Raw genomic sequence first — 21,628 nt, 5'->3', positions numbered from 1 at the left:
TTATGCTGAGCAAAAAGATTCGCAACTTCCTGTTATTCGGGGTCATTGCCGCGCTGTTCCTGGCGGTAGGCTACTGGAATATCAGCCCGGAGCGCTTTCTCGACCAGCCTGCCGCGCAGGTTGACGAGGGTGCTATCGACTATTACGCCATCAATGCCAAGAGCGTGCAGTTCCTGCCCGACGGCAAGGTGCAGTACGAAATGACCTCGGACAAGGTCGAGCACGTGAAGGCCAGCGAAATCACGCTGCTGACCAACCCTGACATGAACATTTACCGCGGCACCGAGTTTCCGTGGCACGTCACCAGCAAGCGTGGCGAGGTCAACCCGGACGGTACCGAGGTGGAACTGATCGACTCGGTGCGCGTTGCGCGCACTGACGATAAAAACCGTGAGACCGTGATTACCAGCAGTCGCATGACCGTATTCCCGCAGAAGCAATATGCGCAGACCGAGCAAGACGTTAGAATCGACGGCGCTGGCGGTGTATCGACTGGCAAGGGAATGAAAGCGTATTTGAAAGAAAGCAGGATACACCTGCTATCGAACGTAAGAGGACAGTATGAGGCTCGTTAAAACTCTCCCTATTTTGCTCAGTCTGGGCGCAGCACTGGGAAGCGTGAGCGCCTGGGCTCTGCCGAACGATAGCGAACAACCGATCCGCATCCAGGCCAACGATGCTCAATTGGATGATAAGCAAGGCGTTGCGACCTACTCCGGTGACGTAATCATCATCCAGGGTTCGATGAAGATCACCGGCAACACGGTGACGCTGACCCGTACCCCGGCAGGGGATATCGACGTGGTGACCTCGGTGGGCAACTTGGCTTACTTCGAGCAGAAGCAGGCAGCCACCGATAAAAAACCAATGAAAGGCTACGGCAAGACTATCCAGTATCACGCTCAGCAAAATCGTATCGTCCTGATAGACCAAGCCAAGGTAGTCAGCGCGGACGACAACTCCACTGAAGGTGAGAAAATCGTCTACAACACCAAGACACAGGTCGCTCAGGCAGGCCGCGCCAATGGCTCCAAAGTCACCGCACCACGCCCACGCATCGACATGGTTATCCAGCCGAAGAAGAAGGCCGAGTAATGGCAACCCTGAAAGCCCAGCATCTGGCCAAGGCCTACAAAAGCCGTCAGGTCGTGCGCGACGTCAGCCTGTCGATCGACAGCGGCCAGATCGTCGGCTTGCTCGGCCCGAATGGCGCCGGCAAGACCACCTGTTTCTACATGATCGTCGGCCTGGTCCAGGCGGATCAGGGTCGCGTCCTGATCGACGACCTGGACGTGAGCCACCAGCCAATGCACGGTCGTGCGCGCGCCGGTATCGGCTATCTCCCGCAGGAGGCGTCGATCTTCCGCAAACTGTCGGTCGCCGATAACATCATGGCGATCCTCGAGACCCGCAAGGAACTCGACCGTGATGGCCGTCGCAAGGAGCTGGAAAGCCTGTTGCAGGAATTCCACATCAACCACATCCGCGACAACCTCGGCATGAGCCTGTCCGGTGGTGAGCGTCGTCGCGTGGAAATCGCCCGCGCGCTGGCCACTGCGCCCAAGTTCATCCTGTTGGACGAACCGTTTGCCGGCGTTGACCCGATCTCGGTCGGCGACATCAAGCAGATCATCCATCACCTCAAGGCCAAGGGCATTGGCGTGCTGATCACTGACCACAACGTCCGTGAAACCCTCGATATCTGCGAAACCGCGTATATCGTCAACGATGGCCAGCTGATCGCCGAAGGCGATTCCGCCACCATCCTGGCCAACGAACTGGTCAAGGAAGTGTACCTGGGTCACGAGTTCCGCCTGTAAACACCGTGGTGTCACGGCCGTTTGCCGAAGTGCGCGGGAGTCAATGAAAACCTCCGGATTTTTATTGTTACCGCGCTCTAGGCAAAGCACCCGACATCAGGCATATAATTTGCTTATGTTTGGCGCTCACGCGCCCTGTCGTGGATGGCGCATTGCGCCGGCGAATAAGGTGTTAAGCCCCTGCCATGAAACCATCGCTAGTCCTGAGAATGGGCCAGCAGCTGACGATGACACCGCAGCTGCAACAGGCCATCCGCCTGCTCCAATTGTCGACCCTGGACCTGCAACAGGAAATCCAGGAGGCCCTGGAGTCCAATCCGATGCTCGAACGCCAGGAAGAAGGCGACGACTTCGATAACGCAGACCCGCTGGCCGATAACATCGAGCAAAAACCCAATTCCGACGTGCAGGAACCCTCCTATCAGGAAACCGCCCCTACGGTGGATAACCTTGAGGAAGGCGAATGGAACGAACGCATCCCCAACGAACTTCCCGTCGACACGGCCTGGGAAGACGTCTACCAGACCAGCGCCAGCAGCCTGCCCAGCAATGACGATGACGAGTGGGACTTCACCACCCGCACCTCCGCCGGTGAAAGCCTGCAGAGCCACCTGCTGTGGCAACTGAACCTGGCGCCGATGTCGGACACCGATCGCCTGATCGCCGTGACCCTGATCGACTGCATCAACAACCAGGGTTATCTAGACGAGACGCTCGAAGAGATTCTTGAGGCCTTCGACCCGGAACTGGACATCGAGCTGGACGAGATCGAAGCCGTCCTGCACCGCATCCAGCAATTCGAGCCTGCCGGGATCGGCGCACGCACCCTGAGTGAATGCCTTCTGCTGCAACTGCGCCAACTGCCAGCCAAGACACCCTGGCTGGCCGAGGCCCAGCGCCTGGTCACCGATTACATCGACCTGCTGGGCAGCCGCGACTACAGCCAGTTGATGCGCCGCATGAAGCTCAAGGAAGACGACCTGCGCCAGGTCATCGAGCTGGTACAGAGCCTCAACCCGCGCCCGGGTTCGCAAATCGAGTCCAGCGAAGCCGAATACGTGGTGCCTGACGTGATCGTGCGCAAGGACAACGAGCGCTGGCTGGTTGAACTGAACCAGGAATCGGTGCCACGCCTGCGCGTCAACCCGCAATACGCCGGTTTCGTACGCCGCGCCGACACCAGTGCCGATAACACCTTCATGCGCAACCAGTTGCAGGAGGCCCGCTGGTTCATCAAGAGCCTGCAAAGCCGCAACGAAACCCTGATGAAAGTGGCCACCCAGATTGTCGAGCACCAGCGCGGCTTCCTGGAATACGGCGACGAAGCGATGAAACCGCTGGTGCTGCATGACATCGCCGAAGCGGTCGGCATGCATGAATCGACGATTTCACGGGTTACTACGCAAAAATTCATGCATACCCCACGGGGTATATATGAGCTGAAATACTTTTTCTCCAGCCACGTCAGCACCTCCGAAGGCGGTGAATGCTCGTCCACGGCGATCCGCGCGATCATCAAGAAACTGGTTGCCGCGGAAAATCAGAAAAAGCCATTGAGTGACAGTAAGATCGCTGGTTTACTGGAGGCACAAGGCATTCAGGTCGCCCGTCGAACCGTCGCCAAGTACCGCGAGTCCCTCGGGATCGCGCCTTCCAGCGAGCGTAAGCGTTTGATGTGACGGGCGGGCCACAGCGTTCCAGTGGTGGGTATTCCTGCCCACCGCTTTATGCACTGGCAACGAAGGAGAAGCTGTATGCAAGTCAACATCAGTGGACACCAGCTGGAAGTCACCAAACCCCTGCGCGAATACACCGAAAGCAAGCTGAACAAGCTGGCGGGGCATTTTGACAAGATCACCAACGTGCAGGTCATCATGGAGGTCGATAAGCTCAAGCAGAAAATCGAGGCCACCCTGCACGTACCGAATGCAAAGCTCGTCGCCAATGCGGAGCATGAAGACATGTACGCGGCGATCGACTCGCTCTACGACAAGCTGGACCGCCAACTCATAAAGCATAAGGAAAAGAATCTGCACCTGATGCAAGGTACAGGTCGTTAACTCTCCCCCCATGATCCGACTTGAAACCATCCTGACCCCCGGCCGTTCTCTTGTGAACGTGCCGGGCGGCAGTAAAAAGCGCGCCCTCGAACAAATTGCCAACCTGATCGGCCGAGAAGTGCCCGAACTGGATACGCAAGCTGTGTACGAGGCATTGATTGCCCGTGAAAAACTTGGCTCGACCGGTTTTGGTAACGGCATCGCGATTCCTCACTGCCGCCTCAAAGGCTGCGAGACCCCCGTCAGCGCCCTGCTGCACTTGGACCATCCCATCGATTTCGATGCCATCGACGGCGCCCCGGTCGACCTGCTGTTCGTGCTGCTGGTCCCGGAAGCCGCCACCGATGCGCACCTGGAACTGCTCCGGCAGATCGCCAGCATGCTCGACCGCAAGGAAGTGCGCGACAAACTGCGCAGCGCCAGCAGCAACGAGGCGCTGTATCAGGTTGTCCTGGATGAACAGAGCGGGCAGTAATCATGCGTTTGATCATCGTCAGCGGCCGCTCCGGCTCGGGTAAAAGCACCGCCCTCAACGTACTTGAGGATAACGGTTTCTATTGCATCGACAACCTGCCCGCCGGCCTGCTGCCGGAATTGGCGGAACGCGCGTTGATCCACACCGAACTGGCGCAACCGCTGGTCGCCGTCTCGATTGATGCCCGCAACCTGCCCAGCCACCTTGAGCGTTTCCCGCAATTGCTCGAGGAAGTGCGGGCTAAGCATATTCATTGCGACGTGCTGTACCTGGATGCCGACGAAGAGACTCTGCTCAAGCGATTCTCGGAAACCCGCCGGCGTCACCCCCTCAGCAGCCCTCATCGCTCCCTGGCCGAAGCCATCGAAGACGAAACCAAGCTGCTGGGCCCGATCATTGACCTCGCCGACCTCAAGATCAACACCACCAGCCTCAACCTGTACCAGTTACGTGATGCCATCAAGCTGCGCCTGCTGAACCAGCCAGAGCCGGGTACGGCGTTTCTGGTGGAGTCGTTTGGGTTCAAGCGCGGCATGCCAGTGGACGCCGACCTGGTGTTCGACGTGCGTTGCCTGCCCAATCCTTACTGGAAGCCGGAACTGCGCGAACAGTCCGGGCTGGATCAGCCCGTGGCCGATTACTTGGCCGCACAACCGGATGTGGAGGAGATGTTCCATGACATCTCCAGTTACCTGCTCAAATGGCTGCCGCGCTTTGCCGCCAGCAACCGGGCTTATGTCACCATTGCCATCGGCTGCACCGGCGGGCACCACCGCTCCGTCTACCTGACCGAGCGCCTGGGCCAGGTCCTGCAAAAAACCCTCAAGAACGTCCAGGTCCGCCACCGCGACCTTAGCTGAAAGGAACACCTTCGCGATGCCCGCTCTGGAAATTGAAATCATCAACAAACTGGGTCTGCATGCCCGCGCTTCGGCTAAATTCGTGGGCGTGGCCGGGCAGTTTCCCTGCCAGATCCGCGCCGGTCGCACGCCGGAGTCCATGGTCGACGGTAAAAGCATCATGGCCATGATGATGTTGGCAGCGGGCAAGGGCACCAAGATTCACTTGAAGACGGAAGGCGAGCAGGAAGACGAAGCGATGGCCGCACTGGTGGCGCTGATCAATAACTTCTTCGACGAAGGCGAATAACCCCCTGTAGGAGCCCGGCTTGCCGGCGATGGCGTCCTTCCATCCCGCGCAAGACTCGCGACCGATCGCTGGCAAGCCGGCTCCTACAAGGGAGCGGTTTACCCCAAGGCCGTGTCCATCACCATCATCAAGCAAAAACCGATGCACAACCCCAAACTGGCGAGCTTTTCGTGACCATTGCGCCGCGATTCGGGAATGACCTCGTGGGTCACCACCAGTAGCATCGCGCCGGCGGCCAGGGCCAGCCCCAACGGCAACAGCACCTCGGCCAGGCTCACCAACCAAGCGCAGAGCACGGCGAATACCGGCTCGACCAGGCCTGACGCCGCGCCGATCAGGAACGCCTTGACCCGCGACATCCCGGCCCCGGCCAGCACCAACGCAATCACCAGCCCTTCGGGCACGTCCTGCAAGGCAATGCCCATGGCCAGGCTGTCGGCATCCGGCATGCCGCCGCCCGCCGAGACGCCGACCGCCATACCTTCCGGGATGTTGTGGGCGATGATGGCAAACACGAACAGCCATATACGTGGCGGAATCACCGGCTTTTCCGGTGTGCCCACCAGCATTTCCGGACTGGCACCGGAGACCTTGCGGTCCACCAGATACAGCCCGAATGCCCCCAGCATGATGCCGAAGCTGATCAATCCACTGGCGCCCCAGGGCGAAAGCCCCAGGCTTTCAGCCGCAGCAATACCCGGCACGATCAGCGAAAATGCGGTCGCCGCCAACATCACCCCAGCCCCGAAGCCCAGCAACGTATCGCTCAACGCCACCGGCATCCTCCGAATGACCAGCACCGGCACCGCGCCGAGCGCCGTACCGAGAGCGCAGATAGATCCACCCTGAAGCGCACGCAGAATCCGTGGTTCCAGGTTCAGCCAGGCCAGCCCATGGGCCACCAGCAATGCAGTACCTGCCAATAGCAACAGCGAGCCGAACGCATAACGAAACATTCGCCCGCTGCTGATCGCCAGTGTTTCAGTGCCCATAGTCGGCCTTAGATCTTGTTATGAAGGTGAATGTCAGGCCACGGCGGCCTGATAGCGTGCAGCGACTTCCGGCCAGTTGATGACACTGTAGAAGGCATTGATGTATTCCGGGCGGCGGTTCTGGTAAAGCAGATAGTAGGCGTGCTCCCACACGTCCAGGCCGAGGATCGGTGTGTTGCCACCCATCAGCGGGCTGTCCTGGTTACCGCTGCTTTCCACCACCAGCGTCTTTTGTGGGGTGACACTCAGCCAGGCCCAGCCGCTGCCGAAACGGGTCAGTGCAGCTTTGGTAAACGCCTCTTTGAAGCTATCAAAACCGCCCAATTGCTCCTCGATGGCTTTACCCAGTGCGCCTTCGGGCTTGCCACCGCCTTTGGGCGACATCACCGCCCAGAACAGCGAGTGGTTGGCATGACCACCGCCCTGATTGATCACCGCTGCACGCAGTTTTTCCGGCAGTTGCTGCACACTGGAAACCAGCTTCTCGACCGGCCAGCCGGCGAACTCGGTGCCCTCGACGGCAGCGTTGAGGTTGTTAATGTAGGTTTGGTGGTGCTTGGTGTAGTGGATTTCCATGGTTTGCGCATCGATATGCGGTTCCAGGGCGTCGTAAGCGTAAGGCAAGGCAGGCAAGGTGTAGGTCATATCAATGTGCTCCATATTGAGGAGTGGTGGGTTGCGCCGCAGCGCCACCCAACAGGCGATGGGTGCGAGGGTATTCGCCGTGATCGCTGATGAAATTCAATAGCTCGACGTAGGTCTTGCTGCTCTGGCGCAGCGCCGCTTCGCGCAATTGCGGGTTCAGGCGCGGGTCCTGCATGGTCTGCAGCAGGCGCTGGTGGATCGCGCAGAGGTATTCGGCGCTCTCCTCGGGCTGGTTCAGCCGCAGGTGCAGGTCCGCCAGGTTGTGATGGGAAATGACGCAGGCCGCCACTGCTTCGTCGGCATCCGCCCAGCGTTCGAACAACACTTGGGCCAGGGCCAGGGCTTGCAAGTAAGCCTCGCGAGCGTCAACCAATTCGCCCGCCATAAAGCAGCGATTGGCCCGTTCGATCGTGCGTTTCCAGTGCTCCATGGTGAGCCTCCAAAGCAGGGTCGTTTATTACACGCCGCCGGCCGTGAGCTTTTCCGGATCCAGCAGGATCTCCAGTTGGCTACGTGGCAAGTCGGTGTGCTCAAGGGCGACATCAATCACCGGACGGCCTTGCTGATAGGCCTTCTTGGCGATTTCAGCAGCCTTTTGGTAGCCGATGATCGGGTTAAGTGCCGTCACCAGGATCGGGTTGCGCGACAGCGCTTCCTTGAGCTTGGCTTCATTGACCTTGAAGCTGGCGATGGCCTTGTCCGCCAGCAAACGGCTGGAATTGGCCAGCAATTCGAGACTGCTGAGCAGGTTCTGCGCAATGATCGGCAGCATCACGTTCAGCTCGAAGTTGCCCGATTGACCGGCGACAGTGATCACTGTGTCATTGCCGATGACCTGAGCGGCAACCATCGCGGTTGCTTCGGGGATCACCGGATTGACCTTGCCGGGCATGATCGAAGAACCAGGCTGCAAGCCTTCCAGCTCGATTTCACCGAGGCCGGCAAGCGGGCCGGAGTTCATCCAGCGCAGGTCGTTGGCGATTTTCATCAGCGACACAGCAGTGGCTTTCAACTGGCCGGAGACTGCGACGGCGGTGTCTTGGGAGCCAATCAGGGCGAACAGGTTCTTGCCGGGCGTGAATTTAACGCCGCTCAGGCTGCTCAGTTGCTGGCTGAAACGTGCCGCGAACTCGGGGTGCGCGTTGATCCCGGTGCCTACCGCAGTGCCGCCCTGGGCCAACGCCTGCAAGCTCGGCAGAAGGTCCTGCAAATGCCCGATATTGGCCTTGAGCTGCTGCGCCCAGCCATTGAGCACCTGGCTCATGCGCACTGGCATGGCATCCATCAGGTGCGTGCGGCCGGTTTTGATGAACGGGTGAACCTCTTCGGCCTTCTGCTCAATCACCTGCACCAAGTGCAGCAGGGCCGGCAGTGTTTGCTCGTGCAGGACCAGCGCGGCACTGACGTGAATGGTGGTCGGAATGATGTCGTTGCTGCTTTGGCCGCAGTTCACGTGGTCGTTGGGGTTGACCGACTCGCCGAGCAAGCGGGTGGCCAGGGTGGCAATCACTTCGTTGGCGTTCATGTTGGAGCTGGTGCCGGAACCGGTCTGGAAGATATCCACCGGGAAGTGCTGCATGAAGTCGCCTTCCAGCAAGCCTTGAGCGGCGTCGACGATGGCTTTGCCCTGCCCTTCACTGATTTGCTTGAGGTCGACATTGACCTTGGCGGCGGCGGCCTTGGCCAGGATCAGGGCGCGGATGAATTGCGCCGGCATGCGTTGGTGACTGATCGGAAAGTTGTTCACCGCGCGCTGGGTTTGCGCACCGTACAAGGCCTCGGCCGGCACTTGCAGTTCGCCCATGCTGTCGCGTTCGATACGGGTGTTACTCATCGTTAGATCCTTGCACCAGGTCGGAGTGAGAAATAGACGGCAGCAATTCGCAGGTCGCCAATCGCCACGCAAAGGACTGCCAGCGCTTGAGGCGGCAGGCACAGTGAGAGAGTTTTTCCAAGTCGCGTAATGGGCGCCACGCCTGATCCAGGCACATGGAGCGCCAATGCCAGGGCAGCGCGATGTCGCTGGCGGTATCGAGCAGCAGGCGGAATGAGGTTTCTGCGATCGTCCACGGATGGGTCGCGGTGCAGCACGCCAGGTATCGACCCTCATTGAGGTAGTGTTCGATCAGGCGCGGCTCGTTGGGGTCAAGGCCGCAGCGAATCTGGCGACTCATCCAGCGCCAGCTCTCCAGGTAAGGATCCTCATGCAGGACAGAACTCATGATCCACGCTCATTCGGTAATGATATTTATTATTAAATGATATTGAGAATCAAAACAATAGCTGCAAATTGATCCGCCTGCAAAACGCCCACAAAAAAAGGCGCGCCACCCAATGGGTGGCGCGCCTTTTTTGCTTAAACGTCGGAAAGATCAGCTGCCGGCGACAGTCATCCGCTCGATCAACACCGAACCTGTGCGAATGTTGCTACGCAGTTCCAGGTCGTTTCCGACCGCGACGATCTGTTTGAACATGTCACGCATATTGCCGGCGATGGTCACCTCCTGGACAGCGAACTGAATCTCGCCATTTTCCACCCAGAAACCTGCAGCACCACGGGAGTAATCACCGGTCACCATGTTCAGGCCGTGGCCCATCAACTCAGTCACCAACAGTCCACGCCCCATGCGCCGCAGCAGCGCCGCCTGGTCTTCATCGCCATGGGTGACGAACAGGTTGTGTACGCCACCGGAGTTTGCGGTGCTTGGCAGGCCCAGCTTGCGACCGGCGTACGTGCCCAGTACGTAAGACACCAACTCGCCCTTCTCGACGAACGGTTTGGCATAGGTCGCCAGACCATCACCGTCGAACGACGTACTGCCCATGGCGCGCATCAAGTGCGGACGCTCATCGATGGTCAGCCACTCTGGAAACAACTTTTGGCCAATCGCCCCCTCCAGGAACGAGGACTTACGGTACAAGTTGCCACCGGAAATCGCGCCCAGGAAACTGCCAAACAACCCACCGGCCAGTTCTGCCGAAAACAGTACCGGCACTTCACAGGTTGGCACCGGGCGCGCGCCCAGGCGGCTCGCTGCACGCTGCGCGGCGCGCTGGCCAATGCTGACCGGGTCCGCCAGCAACTCGCCCTGGCGGTTCACGTCGTACCAGTAATCGCGCTGCATCTGGCCATCGGCTTCGGCGATCATCACGCAGCTCAAGCTATGGCGGGTGGACGCATAACCCCCGATAAAACCATGGCTGTTGCCATACACGCGGCAACCCTGGTGCGTGCTCAACGTGGTGCCATCCGCGTTCTTGATGCGGGCATCGGCGTCGAACGCGGCGGCTTCGCAGATCAATGCCTTTTCGATGGCCTGCTCGGGTGTGATGTCCCAGGCATGAAACAGATCGAAATCCTGCAAGTCCTTGGCCATCAGCGCCTTGTCGGCCAGGCCTGAGCTTTCGTCTTCAGAGGTGTGCTTGGCGATTGCCAGCGCAGCCGCCACCGTCTCGCGAATCGCTTCCGGCCCGCTGGCCGAGGTACTCGCCGAACCTTTGCGCTGCCCGACATACAAGGTGATACCAAAGCCTTGGTCGCGGTTGAACTCAACGGTCTCCACTTCCCGCTGACGCACCGACGTCGACAGCCCCTGCTCCAGCGACACGGCCACTTCACAGGCACTGGCCCCCTGGCGCTTGGCCTCGGCAAGGATCTGCTCGACTTGTTCCTGCAGTGCCGGTAACGCTTGCGGACCGACGCTTTGGGCTGCACTCATGGTTTTCTCCACTCAAATTCTGCTTTCGGTTAAGGCCATCGAGCGACCGGGCCGGACAAGCGGCCCCCGACTGGTTATCATGGCGGCGTTTCTTTGCGGACTGCCACCATGGTTGATTCTTACGACGACTCCCTCGATGGGGAGAAAAGCAAAACCCAGGTCAAACGTGAGCTGCATGCTCTGGTTGACCTCGGCGAGCGCCTCACAACGCTCAAAAAAGACTTGATTGCAAAACTGCCACTGACCGACGAAATGCGTCGTGCCCTGGCCGATGCGCCCAAGCACACCGCGAATATCGCGCGTAAACGGCACATCTCGTTTATCGGCAAACTCATGCGCGATCAGGACATCGACGCCATTCTGACCTTGCTCGATCAAACCGATGCCTCCACTCGCCAGTACAACGAACGCTTCCATAACCTGGAACGTTGGCGTGACCGCCTGATCTCGGGCGATGACGCGGTGCTGGAGAAATTCGTGGTGGACTATCCGGACGCGGACCGCCAGCAACTGCGCTCCCTGATCCGTCAGGCCCAGCACGAACTGGCGCATAACAAGGCGCCGGCGACCAGCCGTAAAATCTTCAAGTACATCCGTGAGCTGGACGAGACTCAACGCGGCCTGCGTTGATCCTCTGCCCCGGGTGGCGCTCTGCGTCACCCGAAGCTCCACCTCTTACGAGCCCGTGCCACCCACGGTGATCGCATCAATCTTCAGCGTTGGCTGGCCGACACCCACCGGCACCGACTGCCCGTCTTTCCCGCAGGTGCCCACGCCGCTGTCCAGCGACAGGTCGTTACCGACCATCGACACCTTGCTCATGGCTTCCGGCCCATTACCGATCAACGTTGCGCCTTTGACCGGCGCGGTGATCTTGCCGTCTTCGATCAGATAGGCTTCGCTGGTGGAGAACACGAACTTGCCACTGGTGATATCCACCTGGCCGCCCCCGAGGTTGGCGCAGTAGATACCGCGCTTGACCGAAGCGATGATCTCGGCCGGGTCGCTTTCGCCACCGAGCATGTAGGTATTGGTCATGCGCGGCATCGGCAGGTGCGCATAGGATTCGCGACGGCCGTTACCCGTGCGCGCCACGCCCATCAGGCGGGCGTTGAGCTTGTCTTGCATGTAGCCCTTGAGCACACCGTTTTCGATCAGGGTGGTGCACTCGGTCGGGGTGCCTTCGTCGTCGACGCTCAGCGAGCCCCGGCGCCCAGCCAAGGTGCCGTCGTCGACGATAGTGCAGAGTTTGGACGCGACCATCTCGCCCATGCGCCCGCTGTAGGCCGAACTGCCCTTGCGGTTGAAGTCACCTTCCAAGCCATGGCCGACCGCTTCGTGCAGCAACACGCCGGACCAGCCCGAACCCAGGACCACAGGCAAAGTGCCGGCCGGGGCAGGAATGGCTTCCAAGTTGACCAACGCCTGGCGCAGCGCCTCACGGGCATAACCCATGGCACGGTCGTCGGTGAGGAAATAACGGTAGTCGGTACGCCCGCCGCCGCCATGACCACCCCGCTCGCGGCGACCGTTCTGTTCGACGATCACGCTGACGTTGAAGCGCACCAGCGGGCGTACATCCGCCGCCAGGCCGCCGTCGGTAGACGCGACCAAAATGCGCTCCCACACACCGGCCATGCTCACGGTGACCTGCTGGATACGCGGGTCGAGAGCGCGGGTAGCGGCATCGATACGCTTGAGCAAGTCGACTTTTTCCGCACGGCTGATCACTTCCAGGGGGTTATCCGGCGCGTACAACTGCGCTACGTCCTGGGTGCTGAATGCCTGCACCGTGCCATTTTGCCCGGCACGGGATATCGAACGCGCAGCACGCGCGGCCAGGCCCAAGGCTTCCAGGGTGATTGCGTTGCTGTAGGCAAAACCGGTTTTCTCGCCGGATTGCGCGCGCACGCCCACACCCTGGTCGAGGTTGAAACTGCCTTCCTTGACGATGCCGTCTTCCAGGGCCCAGGACTCGGAAATCTGGCCCTGGAAATACAGGTCGGCGGCGTCGATGCCCGGCCCCGCCAAGTCGCCGAGTACGGTCTGCAAGCTTTCGATGGTCACGCCACCGGGCGCCAGGAGGTGATCACTGACTGAGGACAACAACTCGCTCATAGGTATGGCCTTAAATTCATCGTTCCGAAGCAGGTCGCTGTGCGCCCTGCGAGAAAAAGCGCCGATGGTTGACCACCGGCATGCGCGTCCGTATCGACGCTTGTTCACTGCTATCGCGTTCGGCCAGCAACACCGCTTCGCCTTGATCCTGTTGTGTCAGCACACGGCCCCAAGGGTCGACAATCGCCGCATGACCATAGGTTTCCCGTGGCCCCGGATGCACGCCGCCTTGAGCCGCCGCCAGCAGGTAACACTGGGTCTCGATGGCGCGTGCGCGAATCAGCACATCCCAATGCGCCGCGCCGGTCACCGCCGTAAACGCCGACGGCGCGGTAATCAGCTCAGCCCCCGCCGCACGCAACTCGCTGTACAGCTCGGGGAAGCGCAGGTCGTAACACACCGTCAGGCCCAACCGGCCAACAGGCGTGTCCGCCACCACCACATTGCCTCCGAAAGCATAGTCGTCGGATTCGCGATAACGGCCGCGGGCATCGGCGACATCCACATCGAACAGGTGCAGCTTGTCGTAACGGGCAACGATTTCACCCTGATCATCCACCAGCAACGAGCAGGCATTAGACTTGGCGTTCGGCTGGTCCTTTGGCGGCAGCGGCAAAGTACCAGCCACTATCCATAAGGTGAGGTCGCGGGCGGTCTGTTTCAACCACGGCAGGATCGGGCCTTCGCCCAGTGCTTCGGCGCGACCGATGTCGGCCACGTCGCGGCGGCCCATGGCAGCGAAGTTTTCCGGCAATACCGCCAGCTTCGCCCCACCCGCTGCGGCTTGTTCCAGCAAGCGCCGGGCCTGGGCCAGGTTGGCCAGCACATCGCTCTGGCTGACCATTTGAATTACCGCAAAGGACATGGGCCGTCTCTCCGTCATGGGCATGCGGCCATGCTACTCCACAGGCCCTCAGTTTGGCTTTTCAAATGGCTTGTCGAAGGTGATTTTCGGGTCCTTCCACGGCCCTTCGACCTTGTATTGCACACTGGCGAAACGTGAAACCCGATCACCGATCAACTTGTCGATCAGGAACAACGCACCGCCAATAGCCGGCGCACCCACGATCAGCGCTGCGATCGGCAGGTTGTTGGTCACCGGCAGGGTGACCAGCAGCTTGGCGTCGACACGGTCTGCGACCAGGTCAAGGGTGCCGTTTAGCTCCAGGTTAGTCGAAGGCCCGGTCATGGTGATCGGCTCACGGGTCACGAATACCCCATTGCTCGCCGCCAGCAAGCCCTTCACACGGTCATAGCTCAAGCCCTTGCCGAGCAAGTCCGAGAAGTCCAGGCGCAGACGTCGCCCGATGGAGTTGAAGTTCAGCAGGCCAAACACCCGCAACGCCTGGGCACCGCCTTCCACTTCCACAAACTGGCCGTTGCGGAACGCCGCATCCAGGCTGCCGGAGAATCGCTTGGGCCCGACATAGGCTGGCGAACCGGGCCAGCGACCATCCACATCCAGATGGAAATCCTGGCTGGTGACGGTAGGCGCATAACCCCACCCCTTGAGCACATCGCCGATATTCTTGCCATCCAGTCGGCCCTTGTACCAACTGCTGCTGTCACCAGCCGCCCCTTCCCAACCACCCGCACCCTTGAGCTGCATGCCCTTGAGGCCGAGGTCCAGGTTATTGAAGGCCAGGCCTTTGGCGGTCGGGCGGATTTTCAGCGACCAGGCGCCTATCAGGTCAGGGCCCTGGAACAGTTGATCGATGGCGATATCCAGCGCAGGGATATTTTTGGGGTCGACATCGGCCAAGGGGTCCGGTGCGTTTTCATCAGCCTGCACCGTCGGATCCACTGCCGGCAGCTTTACATACTGCAGGTTGATCGCAATCGGCGCGCCTTTGGCGTCCGGCAGGTTGACCGTGCCCTTGGCCTGCTGGCTGTCGAGCTGCAAACCCCAGGCTGCGGGCTTGCGGTCCAGCAGGAGGTTGACCTGATCGAACTGGGTACCAAAGCCGGTCAGCTTGCCCACCTTGAAGTCAGCGCCGCTGAGCAACTGCTTGGCGCTGCCGCCCGGATCGTTGCCCGCGTAGCGGTCTACCAGCTTCTTCCACGGGTCGATATCGAGTTCAGACAGCACGCCGCGAATGCGCAAGCCCTTGGCTCCTGGCAACACAGCATCGCCATCACCGAGGAATAGCTCTCCTCGCCCCTCATTGAATTTGTCCGGCGGCGCAGCGAAGGTGAAGTTGGCCAGCTCGCCGTAGTCGAACCAATAACGCCGCTCGGCACCTTGCAAAGTCATGCGGAACACGCTGTCACGCCCCTGGCTCGCCGGCATGCCGAACGGAGCGGGTAAATCCACGGCCACGCCCTTCAGGTTGGAGCTGACCATCAGTTGGCTATCGGCACCGTCCAGGGTCAGTTGCAACTGGTAGGGAATATCGCCGGACACCGGCAACGGCTGGCTGACTTTCAACCAGTCCGTCAGTCGCTTGACCGTTACCTGGCCCTTGGCAGTCACACGCGTACTGATATTGCCCGGCTTGCCATCGGCAACGATCTGCGCGGTGATCGGCCGGTCGAACGCTTGGGCCGTGATGTTCTGGCCACTGAGGCCTTTGGCGCTGTCGAAGCGGAAATCGCCCTTGAGCTGGGTCAGGTCCAGGGTCGGTTCGGCCAGTTGCAGGCGCGCTTTATCCGTCTTGAAGTCCACCACGATTTTCGGCTCGGTGCCCTTCGCCAACGGTACATCCAGGTCAAGGCTGCCTTGCAGGTCGCCCTCCCCCTTCCACCCGGCAAAGGTCGATGCGGTGCCGATCGGTGCTTCCTGAAGGATTTTCAAACCGTCACCCAAACCGCCGGCAAACCCGCCGGTCAGCAACAGATGACTGTCCTTGCCCGCCGGCGCGTGGGGGATATTGACGTAGACGTCCTTGACCTTGGTGTCGAGCAACTGGCCCTTGCTGGCCAGGATGCGCACGCCGCTCTCCTCGACAAACACTTCGCCACTGACCTTGCTCACATGCGGCCAGCCCGGCTGGAACGCCAGTTCGGCATCATGCACCTTGAAGAACAGGCTGATATTGCGTGAAGCCGGCAGCGCGTCGTGGTTCAGCGAACCCTGATACTGGAAAAAGCCTTGGTCCACCGCGCCCTTGAGAATCGCCGTACGCAGCCACTCATCCAACGCTGGGCTCAACACCGCCGGCAGGTATTTGGGGGTGAAACGCCCATCGCCATCGACCATGCCGACCCGCAGGTCCATGTAGTCTTCCTGGTCGTGATCGAAATGCAGGCGAATCAGGAAGTCGGCAGCGACCTTGCCCTCCTCACCCAGCACCTCGATATACGGGGCGATCAGGGTAAAGCCTTGCTTATCGAGCTTCCACGTCAGGCGCGCATTGGCCTGGATGTACTGCCACGGCTTGGCAAAGATCGGGTCGAGGTGCAGGGAAAAGTCTTTGCTGTCCATGCGCAACTCGCCATGCCCCAAGTCACCGCTGATACTGCCGGACACGTTGCGCGCGGCGGGTGCGCCAAAGTAGGCATCAAAACCGATGCGTTCGAGGTTGGCGGCGAAGCTGACTTTTTGATCCGTCGTATCTTGAGGACGGAAATCCACCAGCACATTACGCAGCAGGCCCGTCGCCTTGAGGTGCTGAATGGTCTTGGCGAAACCCTCCGGCAGCGGCGCCAAGGCATTGAGCAGCGGCGTGATCGGCGTGAGGTCCAGGCGGTCGGCCTGGAGCTTCCAGATTTCCTGATCCTTGTCGGTGGCCAGGGTTTGCTGAAGTTGCAGGCGCGATTCCCAGCGGGTTTCCCCCAGGTTCATCGCCAGCGAGTCGAACAGCACCTTGAGACCGGTATCGCTGCGTTGCAGGTAGGCGGTGAGCGCCAGGTTCTCGATATGCACAGGTTTGCGGTCGGCGTAGCTGCCTTTTACCTGTGGCGAGTTGAGGCGCACCACCGCGCTTTGCACGGTACCTTTGGCCCAGGTCAGCCAGAATTCACCACCAGCCTTGAATTGTGTGAGCTTCCATTGCTGGGTCAGCTTGGCTGGGATCCACTTGGCCCAGTCGCTTTGCGGCAGGCTCAGGTACGCCTGGACTTCGCCGTCCTTCCACTGGTTGGCGCGAATGCGCGTGCGCAGGTTCACCGCCAAGGGTTGACCGTCGGGCAGCGTCAGGCGCGCATCCAGGCGTTGACGGGTGATGCCGGTGTGCAGGCTCAGGCCGACATACGTCAGGGTTACCGGCGCCTGGTCAAACGGCTGCAAAGTCACCTGACTGTCGAGCAGCGACACACGCTTGACCTTTTGCATGTTCTTGAGCAACTGCTCAGGGTCCACGGGCTGGTCGTCCTGCACCGGCAAGCCCTGCAACGCCCATTTACCGTCCTTGTCTTCCTTGACGCTGAGCTGCAAGCCACTAACTTGCAGATGGGCAATGCGCACTTCACGGGCCATCAGGCTGGCCCACATATCCGGCACCACTTCGACCTGATCCAGGCGCAAGGCACTGCTGCCCTCGCCCACCATCACATCGTGGGCCCGTAATACCGGCGCGAAGCCGCTCCAGCGGCCTTCAAGGCTGCCAATGTGCAACGGCATGTCCACCGCGGCCTGGGCCTTGGCTTCGATCTCCGCACGGTACTCGGCCACCAGCGGCGTCAGCTCGCGCCCCAGGCTCACATACACCGCTGCCAATACCAGCAGCAAGGCACAGAGGCCCAGGCCCCAACGGGTCAAAGCGGCAAAAAAGCGTATCAGACGCTCCATGTCAGGCGACCCTCAAGACAGTAGTCGGACGGCAGATCAAGGTCTGCCGTCTCGTAAAAAGAAAACGATTGGGGATCAGAGCAGCACCACGTCATATTGTTCCTGGGAATACATGGTTTCGACCTGAAAGCGTATCGTGCGCCCGATAAACCCCTCCAGTTCGGCAACGTTACCGGATTCTTCGTCCAGCAGCCGGTCGACCACTTTCTGGTTGGCGAGCACTCTGTACCCCTCGGCCTGGTAGGCTCGCGCCTCTCGCAGGATTTCGCGGAAAATCTCGTAGCAAACGGTTTCCGGGGTCTTCAATTTACCGCGGCCCTGGCAACTGCTGCACGGCTCGCACAGCACCTGCTCCAGACTTTCGCGGGTGCGCTTGCGCGTCATCTGCACCAGGCCCAGCTCGGTGATGCCAATGATGTTGGTCTTGGCGTGATCGCGCTCCAGCTGTTTCTCCAGGGTACGCAGCACCTGGCGCTGGTGTTCTTCATCTTCCATGTCGATGAAGTCGATGATGATGATGCCGCCCAGGTTACGCAGGCGCAGTTGGCGCGCGATCGCGGTGGCCGCTTCGAGGTTGGTCTTGAAGATGGTTTCTTCGAGGTTGCGATGGCCGACGAACGCGCCGGTGTTGACGTCGATGGTGGTCATGGCTTCCGCCGGGTCCACTACCAGGTAGCCACCGGACTTGAGCGGCACCTTGCGCTCCAGGGCTTTCTGGATTTCGTCTTCGACGCCATACAGATCGAAGATCGGTCGCTCGCCGGGATAGTGTTCCAGGCGGTCGGCAATTTCCGGCATCAACTCGGCAACAAATTGCGTGGTGCGCTGGAAGGTTTCCCGCGAGTCGATGCGAATTTTCTCAATCTTCGGGCTGACCAGGTCGCGCAGCGTGCGCAGGGCCAGGCCGAGGTCTTCATAGATCACACTGGGCGCGCCGATGGTCTTGATCTGTGCGCCGATCTGGTCCCACAGGCGCCGTAGGTAGCGGATATCCATGAGGATTTCATCGGCGCCGGCACCCTCAGCGGCGGTGCGCAGGATGAATCCGCCCGCTTCCTTGATGCCTTCGGCCGCCACACAGTCGCTGACCACCTTTTTCAGGCGCTCGCGCTCGGCTTCGTCTTCGATCTTCAGGGAAATGCCGACATGGGCGGTGCGCGGCATGTACACCAGGTAACGCGACGGAATCGACAGTTGCGTGGTGAGGCGTGCGCCTTTGGAGCCGATGGGGTCCTTGGTGACTTGCACCACCAGGCTCTGCCCTTCGTGTACCAGGGCGCTGATGCTTTCTACCGCTGGCCCTTCGCGCAGGGAAATTTCCGAAGCATGGATAAACGCGGCACGGTCCAGGCCGATGTCGACGAAGGCCGCCTGCATGCCCGGCAAAACCCGCACCACCTTGCCTTTGTAGATATTGCCGACGATCCCGCGCTTCTGGGTGCGCTCAACATGCACTTCTTGCAGAACACCGTTCTCTACCACCGCCACGCGCGATTCCATCGGCGTGATATTGATCAGAATCTCTTCACTCATGGCTGGGTCTCGTTCAGGCGTTTTCACAATAGTGACCGGTCGCTTAAGGCTGGGCGCTGGGGTACGGCGTTCAGCGCGCGGTAAGGTTTTGCCAACAGGGTATGCCGAATTGGCCGAGCAGTTGCGCGGTTTCGCACACCGGCAGGCCTACCACGGCGGAATAACTGCCATTGAGCCCGGCGACAAAGACCGAGCCCAACCCTTGGATAGCATAGCCGCCCGCCTTGTCTTGGGGTTCGCCGCTGTGCCAGTAGGTGGTCGCTTCCTCGACGGAAATCCCGCGAAACCGTACACGACTGCTTACACAAACAGTCTCACAGCGTTGGCCGTCGGTGAGGGCAATGGCGGTCAGCACTTCATGCTCACGCCCCGCCAGCGCCATCAACATTGCCAAGGCGTCGGCCTGATCGACGGGTTTGCCGAGTATCTGGCCATCGACGATTACGGCGGTATCGGCGCCCAACACGCAGGCGTCGGCAGTATTTTCGAGCGCAGCAAACCCCGCCGCTGCCTTGCCACGCGCGAGGCGCTCGACGTAGGCAACGGCGGGTTCGTTTGTAAGAGGAGTTTCATCGATAGCGGCGCTGACCACGGTGAAAGGCACACCGATCTGGGTCAACAATTCACGCCGCCTCGGGGAGCCCGAGGCCAGGTAAAGCGAATTCATGCAGACTCTCCCTGTAGGGTTCGATAACCAGGCAGAGCCTCGCAATCCATTCAATTGATTTTATAGCGACGACGCAACCCACGCAGACCGAAGCTGATCCATGGCCACAGCAAGGCACTGACCAGCGCCGGCAATACCAGCGCCAAGGTTGGCTGGCGGTTACCGGTCAACGCACTCAGCCATAGCTGAACCAACTGCGCCAGGCCGAAGATCACCAGGATCACCAGGCATTGCTGCCACATAGGGAACATGCGCAGGCGTTGCTGCAACGACAGCACCAGGAAGGTGATCAGGGTCAGGATCAACGCGTTCTGGCCCAGCAAGGTGCCATAGAGCACATCCTCCGCCAAGCCCAGGAACATCGCCGTGACCATGCCGACCTTATGCGGCAGGTTCAGCGACCAGAACGCCAGCAACAGTGCCAGCCAGAGCGGGCGCAGGATTTCCATGAACTGCGGCAAGGGCGAAACGCTCAGCAGCATGCCGATAGCAAAGGTCAGCCAGACAATCCAGCCGTTGCGCGAATGAGTACTGGCCATTATTCCTCCCTCTGCCGCGTGGTTGCCGGGGCAGTTGCCGGAGGCTTGGCAGCCGGGGTCGCGGCCGGTGGTTTAGTCACGGTTGGCTTGGCAGGACGCGTGTTATGGGCTGCCGGCTTGACCGGGGTGGCTACAGGCGCTGCCGGAGCCGCCGTCGGAGCAGGCGGCCCGACGAATGCCGGCTTGGGCACGGTCGCCGGAACGATCGGCGCTGTACCGTTTTGCTTGTCTTCCGCTTCCTGGGCCTGCGCGGCGTCGTTGGCGCGCTCTTCCGGCGTACGGTTGTCGCTGAACACCAGCAGCAGGTAGCGGCTGCGGTTCAGGGCGGCAGTCGGCACGGCACGCACAATGGCGAACGGCTGGCCGGAATCGTGGATCACTTCCTTCACCGTCGCCACCGGGTAGCCCGCCGGGAAACGCTGACCCAGGCCGGAACTGACCAGCAGGTCGCCTTCCTTGATGTCTGCAGTGTCCGCCACATGGCGCAGTTCCAGGCGCTCCGGGTTACCGGTGCCGCTGGCAATCGCGCGCAAGCCGTTGCGGTTCACCTGCACCGGAATGCTGTGGGTGGTGTCCGTCAGCAACAATACCCGCGAGGTGTAGGGCATCAGCTCAACCACCTGGCCCATCAGGCCACGGGCATCGAGCACCGGCTGGCCCAGGACCACACCGTCGCGCTCACCCTTGTTGATGATGATGCGATGGGTGAAGGGGTTGGGGTCCATGCCGATCAACTCGGCCACTTCGACCTTTTCGTTGACCAGCGCGGAAGAATTGAGCAACTCGCGCAGCCGAACGTTCTGCTCGGTGAGGGCCGCGAGCTTTTGCATGCGCCCCTGCAACAGCAGGTTTTCGGTCTTGAGTTTTTCGTTTTCGGCGACCAGTTCGGTGCGGCTGCCAAATTGGCTGGCCACGCCCTGGTAGAGACGTTGCGGCAGGTCGGTGATCCAGTAAGTCTGCATCAACACCAGCGACATCTGGCTGCGCACGGGCTTGAGCAGTGCAAAGCGGGCATCGACCACCATCAGCGCGACCGAAAGCACGACCAGCACCAACAGGCGCACGCCCAATGAGGGGCCTTTGGCGAAAAGCGGTTTAATAAGCCGCTCCTCCCAGGCAAATGTTCTCTTTATTCATACGGCATCTAACCGGCCTGGATGCAGATTGAAGAAGATAAACGCC

22 protein-coding genes are annotated in these 21,628 nt (G+C 60.5%); 9 read left to right on the top strand and 13 right to left on the bottom strand.

The window, feature by feature from the left end; genetic code table 11:
* Positions 1-2 precede the first annotated feature (2 nt).
* From lptC to CI807_RS11295, 8 genes are all read left to right on the top strand, one after another.
* Positions 3-575 (top strand): LPS export ABC transporter periplasmic protein LptC, encoded by a 573-nt coding sequence (gene lptC, locus CI807_RS11330; RefSeq protein WP_016976204.1) that lies wholly within the window; start codon positions 3-5, stop codon positions 573-575.
* Positions 562-1,095 carry a lipopolysaccharide transport periplasmic protein LptA gene (gene lptA, locus CI807_RS11325; protein WP_095014722.1) on the top strand — a complete coding sequence of 178 codons (534 nt, stop codon included), beginning with the start codon at positions 562-564 and terminating at the stop codon, positions 1,093-1,095. The genes lptC and lptA overlap by 14 nt, the downstream gene beginning before the upstream one ends.
* On the top strand, positions 1,095-1,820 hold the full coding sequence (lptB, locus tag CI807_RS11320) for an LPS export ABC transporter ATP-binding protein (protein WP_003171806.1): 726 nt from the start codon (positions 1,095-1,097) through the stop codon (positions 1,818-1,820). Before lptA ends, lptB begins: the two co-directional genes overlap by 1 nt.
* 185 nt (positions 1,821-2,005) lie before the next feature.
* A complete protein-coding gene (locus tag CI807_RS11315; RefSeq protein ID WP_016974289.1) occupies positions 2,006-3,499 on the top strand; it encodes an RNA polymerase factor sigma-54 in 1,494 nt (497 codons plus the stop codon).
* A gap of 75 nt (positions 3,500-3,574) precedes the next feature.
* A complete protein-coding gene (hpf, locus tag CI807_RS11310) occupies positions 3,575-3,880 on the top strand; it encodes a ribosome hibernation-promoting factor, HPF/YfiA family (RefSeq protein WP_003171804.1) in 306 nt (101 codons plus the stop codon).
* A gap of 10 nt (positions 3,881-3,890) precedes the next feature.
* Positions 3,891-4,355, top strand: coding sequence for a PTS IIA-like nitrogen regulatory protein PtsN (gene ptsN, locus CI807_RS11305; protein ID WP_095014721.1), 465 nt, complete (start codon positions 3,891-3,893; stop codon positions 4,353-4,355).
* A 2-nt stretch (positions 4,356-4,357) separates the two neighbouring features.
* Positions 4,358-5,215, top strand: coding sequence for an RNase adapter RapZ (gene rapZ / locus CI807_RS11300; protein WP_016976207.1), 858 nt, complete (start codon positions 4,358-4,360; stop codon positions 5,213-5,215).
* Positions 5,216-5,231: 16 nt separating this feature from the next.
* Positions 5,232-5,504, top strand: coding sequence for an HPr family phosphocarrier protein (locus tag CI807_RS11295; protein ID WP_016974292.1), 273 nt, complete (start codon positions 5,232-5,234; stop codon positions 5,502-5,504).
* A gap of 98 nt (positions 5,505-5,602) precedes the next feature.
* Here the strand turns inward: CI807_RS11295 and CI807_RS11290 are convergent, their stop codons facing one another.
* From CI807_RS11290 to pmbA, 6 genes are all read right to left on the bottom strand, one after another.
* Positions 5,603-6,496: a ZIP family metal transporter gene (locus CI807_RS11290; protein WP_095014720.1), complete on the bottom strand. Its 894-nt coding sequence runs from the start codon at positions 6,494-6,496 to the stop codon at positions 5,603-5,605.
* A gap of 33 nt (positions 6,497-6,529) precedes the next feature.
* The gene (locus CI807_RS11285; RefSeq protein ID WP_016976209.1) at positions 6,530-7,141 is read right to left on the bottom strand and encodes a superoxide dismutase; all 612 of its coding nucleotides are present in this window, start codon (positions 7,139-7,141) and stop codon (positions 6,530-6,532) included.
* A 1-nt stretch (position 7,142) separates the two neighbouring features.
* Positions 7,143-7,571: a hypothetical protein gene (locus CI807_RS11280; RefSeq protein ID WP_095014719.1), complete on the bottom strand. Its 429-nt coding sequence runs from the start codon at positions 7,569-7,571 to the stop codon at positions 7,143-7,145.
* Between the two features lie 27 nt (positions 7,572-7,598).
* Positions 7,599-8,975: an aspartate ammonia-lyase gene (locus CI807_RS11275; RefSeq protein WP_095014718.1), complete on the bottom strand. Its 1,377-nt coding sequence runs from the start codon at positions 8,973-8,975 to the stop codon at positions 7,599-7,601.
* Entirely contained in the window at positions 8,968-9,363 is a 396-nt protein-coding gene (locus CI807_RS11270; protein ID WP_095014717.1) for a FagA protein, read from the bottom strand. Before CI807_RS11270 ends, CI807_RS11275 begins: the two co-directional genes overlap by 8 nt.
* A 150-nt stretch (positions 9,364-9,513) precedes the next feature.
* On the bottom strand, positions 9,514-10,860 hold the full coding sequence (gene pmbA / locus CI807_RS11265; RefSeq protein ID WP_095014716.1) for a metalloprotease PmbA: 1,347 nt from the start codon (positions 10,858-10,860) through the stop codon (positions 9,514-9,516).
* Positions 10,861-10,968: 108 nt separating this feature from the next.
* Between pmbA and yjgA the strand changes: the two genes are divergently transcribed.
* Positions 10,969-11,490, top strand: a complete 522-nt coding sequence (yjgA, locus tag CI807_RS11260; protein WP_033899348.1) for a ribosome biogenesis factor YjgA — start codon at positions 10,969-10,971, stop codon at positions 11,488-11,490.
* A gap of 45 nt (positions 11,491-11,535) precedes the next feature.
* On the opposite strand, the gene tldD is transcribed toward yjgA, so the two are convergent.
* The 7 genes from tldD to mreC all read right to left on the bottom strand — a co-directional run bounded on the left by tldD (position 11,536) and on the right by mreC (position 21,546).
* Positions 11,536-12,978: a metalloprotease TldD gene (gene tldD, locus CI807_RS11255; RefSeq protein ID WP_095014715.1), complete on the bottom strand. Its 1,443-nt coding sequence runs from the start codon at positions 12,976-12,978 to the stop codon at positions 11,536-11,538.
* A gap of 16 nt (positions 12,979-12,994) precedes the next feature.
* Positions 12,995-13,843 carry a carbon-nitrogen hydrolase family protein gene (locus CI807_RS11250; RefSeq protein ID WP_028618849.1) on the bottom strand — a complete coding sequence of 283 codons (849 nt, stop codon included), beginning with the start codon at positions 13,841-13,843 and terminating at the stop codon, positions 12,995-12,997.
* A 48-nt stretch (positions 13,844-13,891) separates the two neighbouring features.
* On the bottom strand, positions 13,892-17,707 hold the full coding sequence (locus tag CI807_RS11245) for a YhdP family protein (protein WP_095014714.1): 3,816 nt from the start codon (positions 17,705-17,707) through the stop codon (positions 13,892-13,894).
* Between the two features lie 75 nt (positions 17,708-17,782).
* Complete coding sequence (gene rng / locus CI807_RS11240; protein ID WP_010213134.1) at positions 17,783-19,240, bottom strand: ribonuclease G; 1,458 nt, start codon at positions 19,238-19,240, stop codon at positions 17,783-17,785.
* A gap of 70 nt (positions 19,241-19,310) precedes the next feature.
* Positions 19,311-19,907 (bottom strand): nucleoside triphosphate pyrophosphatase, encoded by a 597-nt coding sequence (locus CI807_RS11235; protein WP_095014713.1) that lies wholly within the window; start codon positions 19,905-19,907, stop codon positions 19,311-19,313.
* Positions 19,908-19,957: 50 nt separating this feature from the next.
* The gene (gene mreD, locus CI807_RS11230) at positions 19,958-20,446 is read right to left on the bottom strand and encodes a rod shape-determining protein MreD (protein ID WP_016976217.1); all 489 of its coding nucleotides are present in this window, start codon (positions 20,444-20,446) and stop codon (positions 19,958-19,960) included.
* Positions 20,446-21,546: a rod shape-determining protein MreC gene (mreC, locus tag CI807_RS11225; RefSeq protein ID WP_095014712.1), complete on the bottom strand. Its 1,101-nt coding sequence runs from the start codon at positions 21,544-21,546 to the stop codon at positions 20,446-20,448. The genes mreD and mreC overlap by 1 nt, the downstream gene beginning before the upstream one ends.
* Positions 21,547-21,628: the final 82 nt, after the last annotated feature.

The sequence above is a fragment of the Pseudomonas sp. NS1(2017) genome, assembly GCF_002269425.1.
Taxonomy (GTDB): Bacteria; Pseudomonadota; Gammaproteobacteria; order Pseudomonadales; family Pseudomonadaceae; genus Aquipseudomonas; species Aquipseudomonas reactans.
This window is presented reverse-complemented; position numbering and strand designations above follow the sequence as displayed.

Bases quoted from the DNA above. Each gene is read 5' to 3' on its own strand.
- lptC (WP_016976204.1), top strand. From the start codon at position 3: ATGCTGAGCAAAAAGATTCGCAACTTCCTGTTATTCGGGGTCATTGCC.
- lptA (WP_095014722.1), top strand. From the start codon at position 562: ATGAGGCTCGTTAAAACTCTCCCTATTTTGCTCAGTCTGGGCGCAGCA.
- lptB (WP_003171806.1), top strand. From the start codon at position 1,095: ATGGCAACCCTGAAAGCCCAGCATCTGGCCAAGGCCTACAAAAGCCGT.
- CI807_RS11315 (WP_016974289.1), top strand. From the start codon at position 2,006: ATGAAACCATCGCTAGTCCTGAGAATGGGCCAGCAGCTGACGATGACA.
- hpf (WP_003171804.1), top strand. From the start codon at position 3,575: ATGCAAGTCAACATCAGTGGACACCAGCTGGAAGTCACCAAACCCCTG.
- ptsN (WP_095014721.1), top strand. From the start codon at position 3,891: ATGATCCGACTTGAAACCATCCTGACCCCCGGCCGTTCTCTTGTGAAC.
- rapZ (WP_016976207.1), top strand. From the start codon at position 4,358: ATGCGTTTGATCATCGTCAGCGGCCGCTCCGGCTCGGGTAAAAGCACC.
- CI807_RS11295 (WP_016974292.1), top strand. From the start codon at position 5,232: ATGCCCGCTCTGGAAATTGAAATCATCAACAAACTGGGTCTGCATGCC.
- CI807_RS11290 (WP_095014720.1), bottom strand. From the start codon at position 6,496: ATGGGCACTGAAACACTGGCGATCAGCAGCGGGCGAATGTTTCGTTAT.
- CI807_RS11285 (WP_016976209.1), bottom strand. From the start codon at position 7,141: ATGACCTACACCTTGCCTGCCTTGCCTTACGCTTACGACGCCCTGGAA.
- CI807_RS11280 (WP_095014719.1), bottom strand. From the start codon at position 7,571: ATGGAGCACTGGAAACGCACGATCGAACGGGCCAATCGCTGCTTTATG.
- CI807_RS11275 (WP_095014718.1), bottom strand. From the start codon at position 8,975: ATGAGTAACACCCGTATCGAACGCGACAGCATGGGCGAACTGCAAGTG.
- CI807_RS11270 (WP_095014717.1), bottom strand. From the start codon at position 9,363: ATGAGTTCTGTCCTGCATGAGGATCCTTACCTGGAGAGCTGGCGCTGG.
- pmbA (WP_095014716.1), bottom strand. From the start codon at position 10,860: ATGAGTGCAGCCCAAAGCGTCGGTCCGCAAGCGTTACCGGCACTGCAG.
- yjgA (WP_033899348.1), top strand. From the start codon at position 10,969: ATGGTTGATTCTTACGACGACTCCCTCGATGGGGAGAAAAGCAAAACC.
- tldD (WP_095014715.1), bottom strand. From the start codon at position 12,978: ATGAGCGAGTTGTTGTCCTCAGTCAGTGATCACCTCCTGGCGCCCGGT.
- CI807_RS11250 (WP_028618849.1), bottom strand. From the start codon at position 13,843: ATGTCCTTTGCGGTAATTCAAATGGTCAGCCAGAGCGATGTGCTGGCC.
- CI807_RS11245 (WP_095014714.1), bottom strand. From the start codon at position 17,707: ATGGAGCGTCTGATACGCTTTTTTGCCGCTTTGACCCGTTGGGGCCTG.
- rng (WP_010213134.1), bottom strand. From the start codon at position 19,240: ATGAGTGAAGAGATTCTGATCAATATCACGCCGATGGAATCGCGCGTG.
- CI807_RS11235 (WP_095014713.1), bottom strand. From the start codon at position 19,907: ATGAATTCGCTTTACCTGGCCTCGGGCTCCCCGAGGCGGCGTGAATTG.
- mreD (WP_016976217.1), bottom strand. From the start codon at position 20,446: ATGGCCAGTACTCATTCGCGCAACGGCTGGATTGTCTGGCTGACCTTT.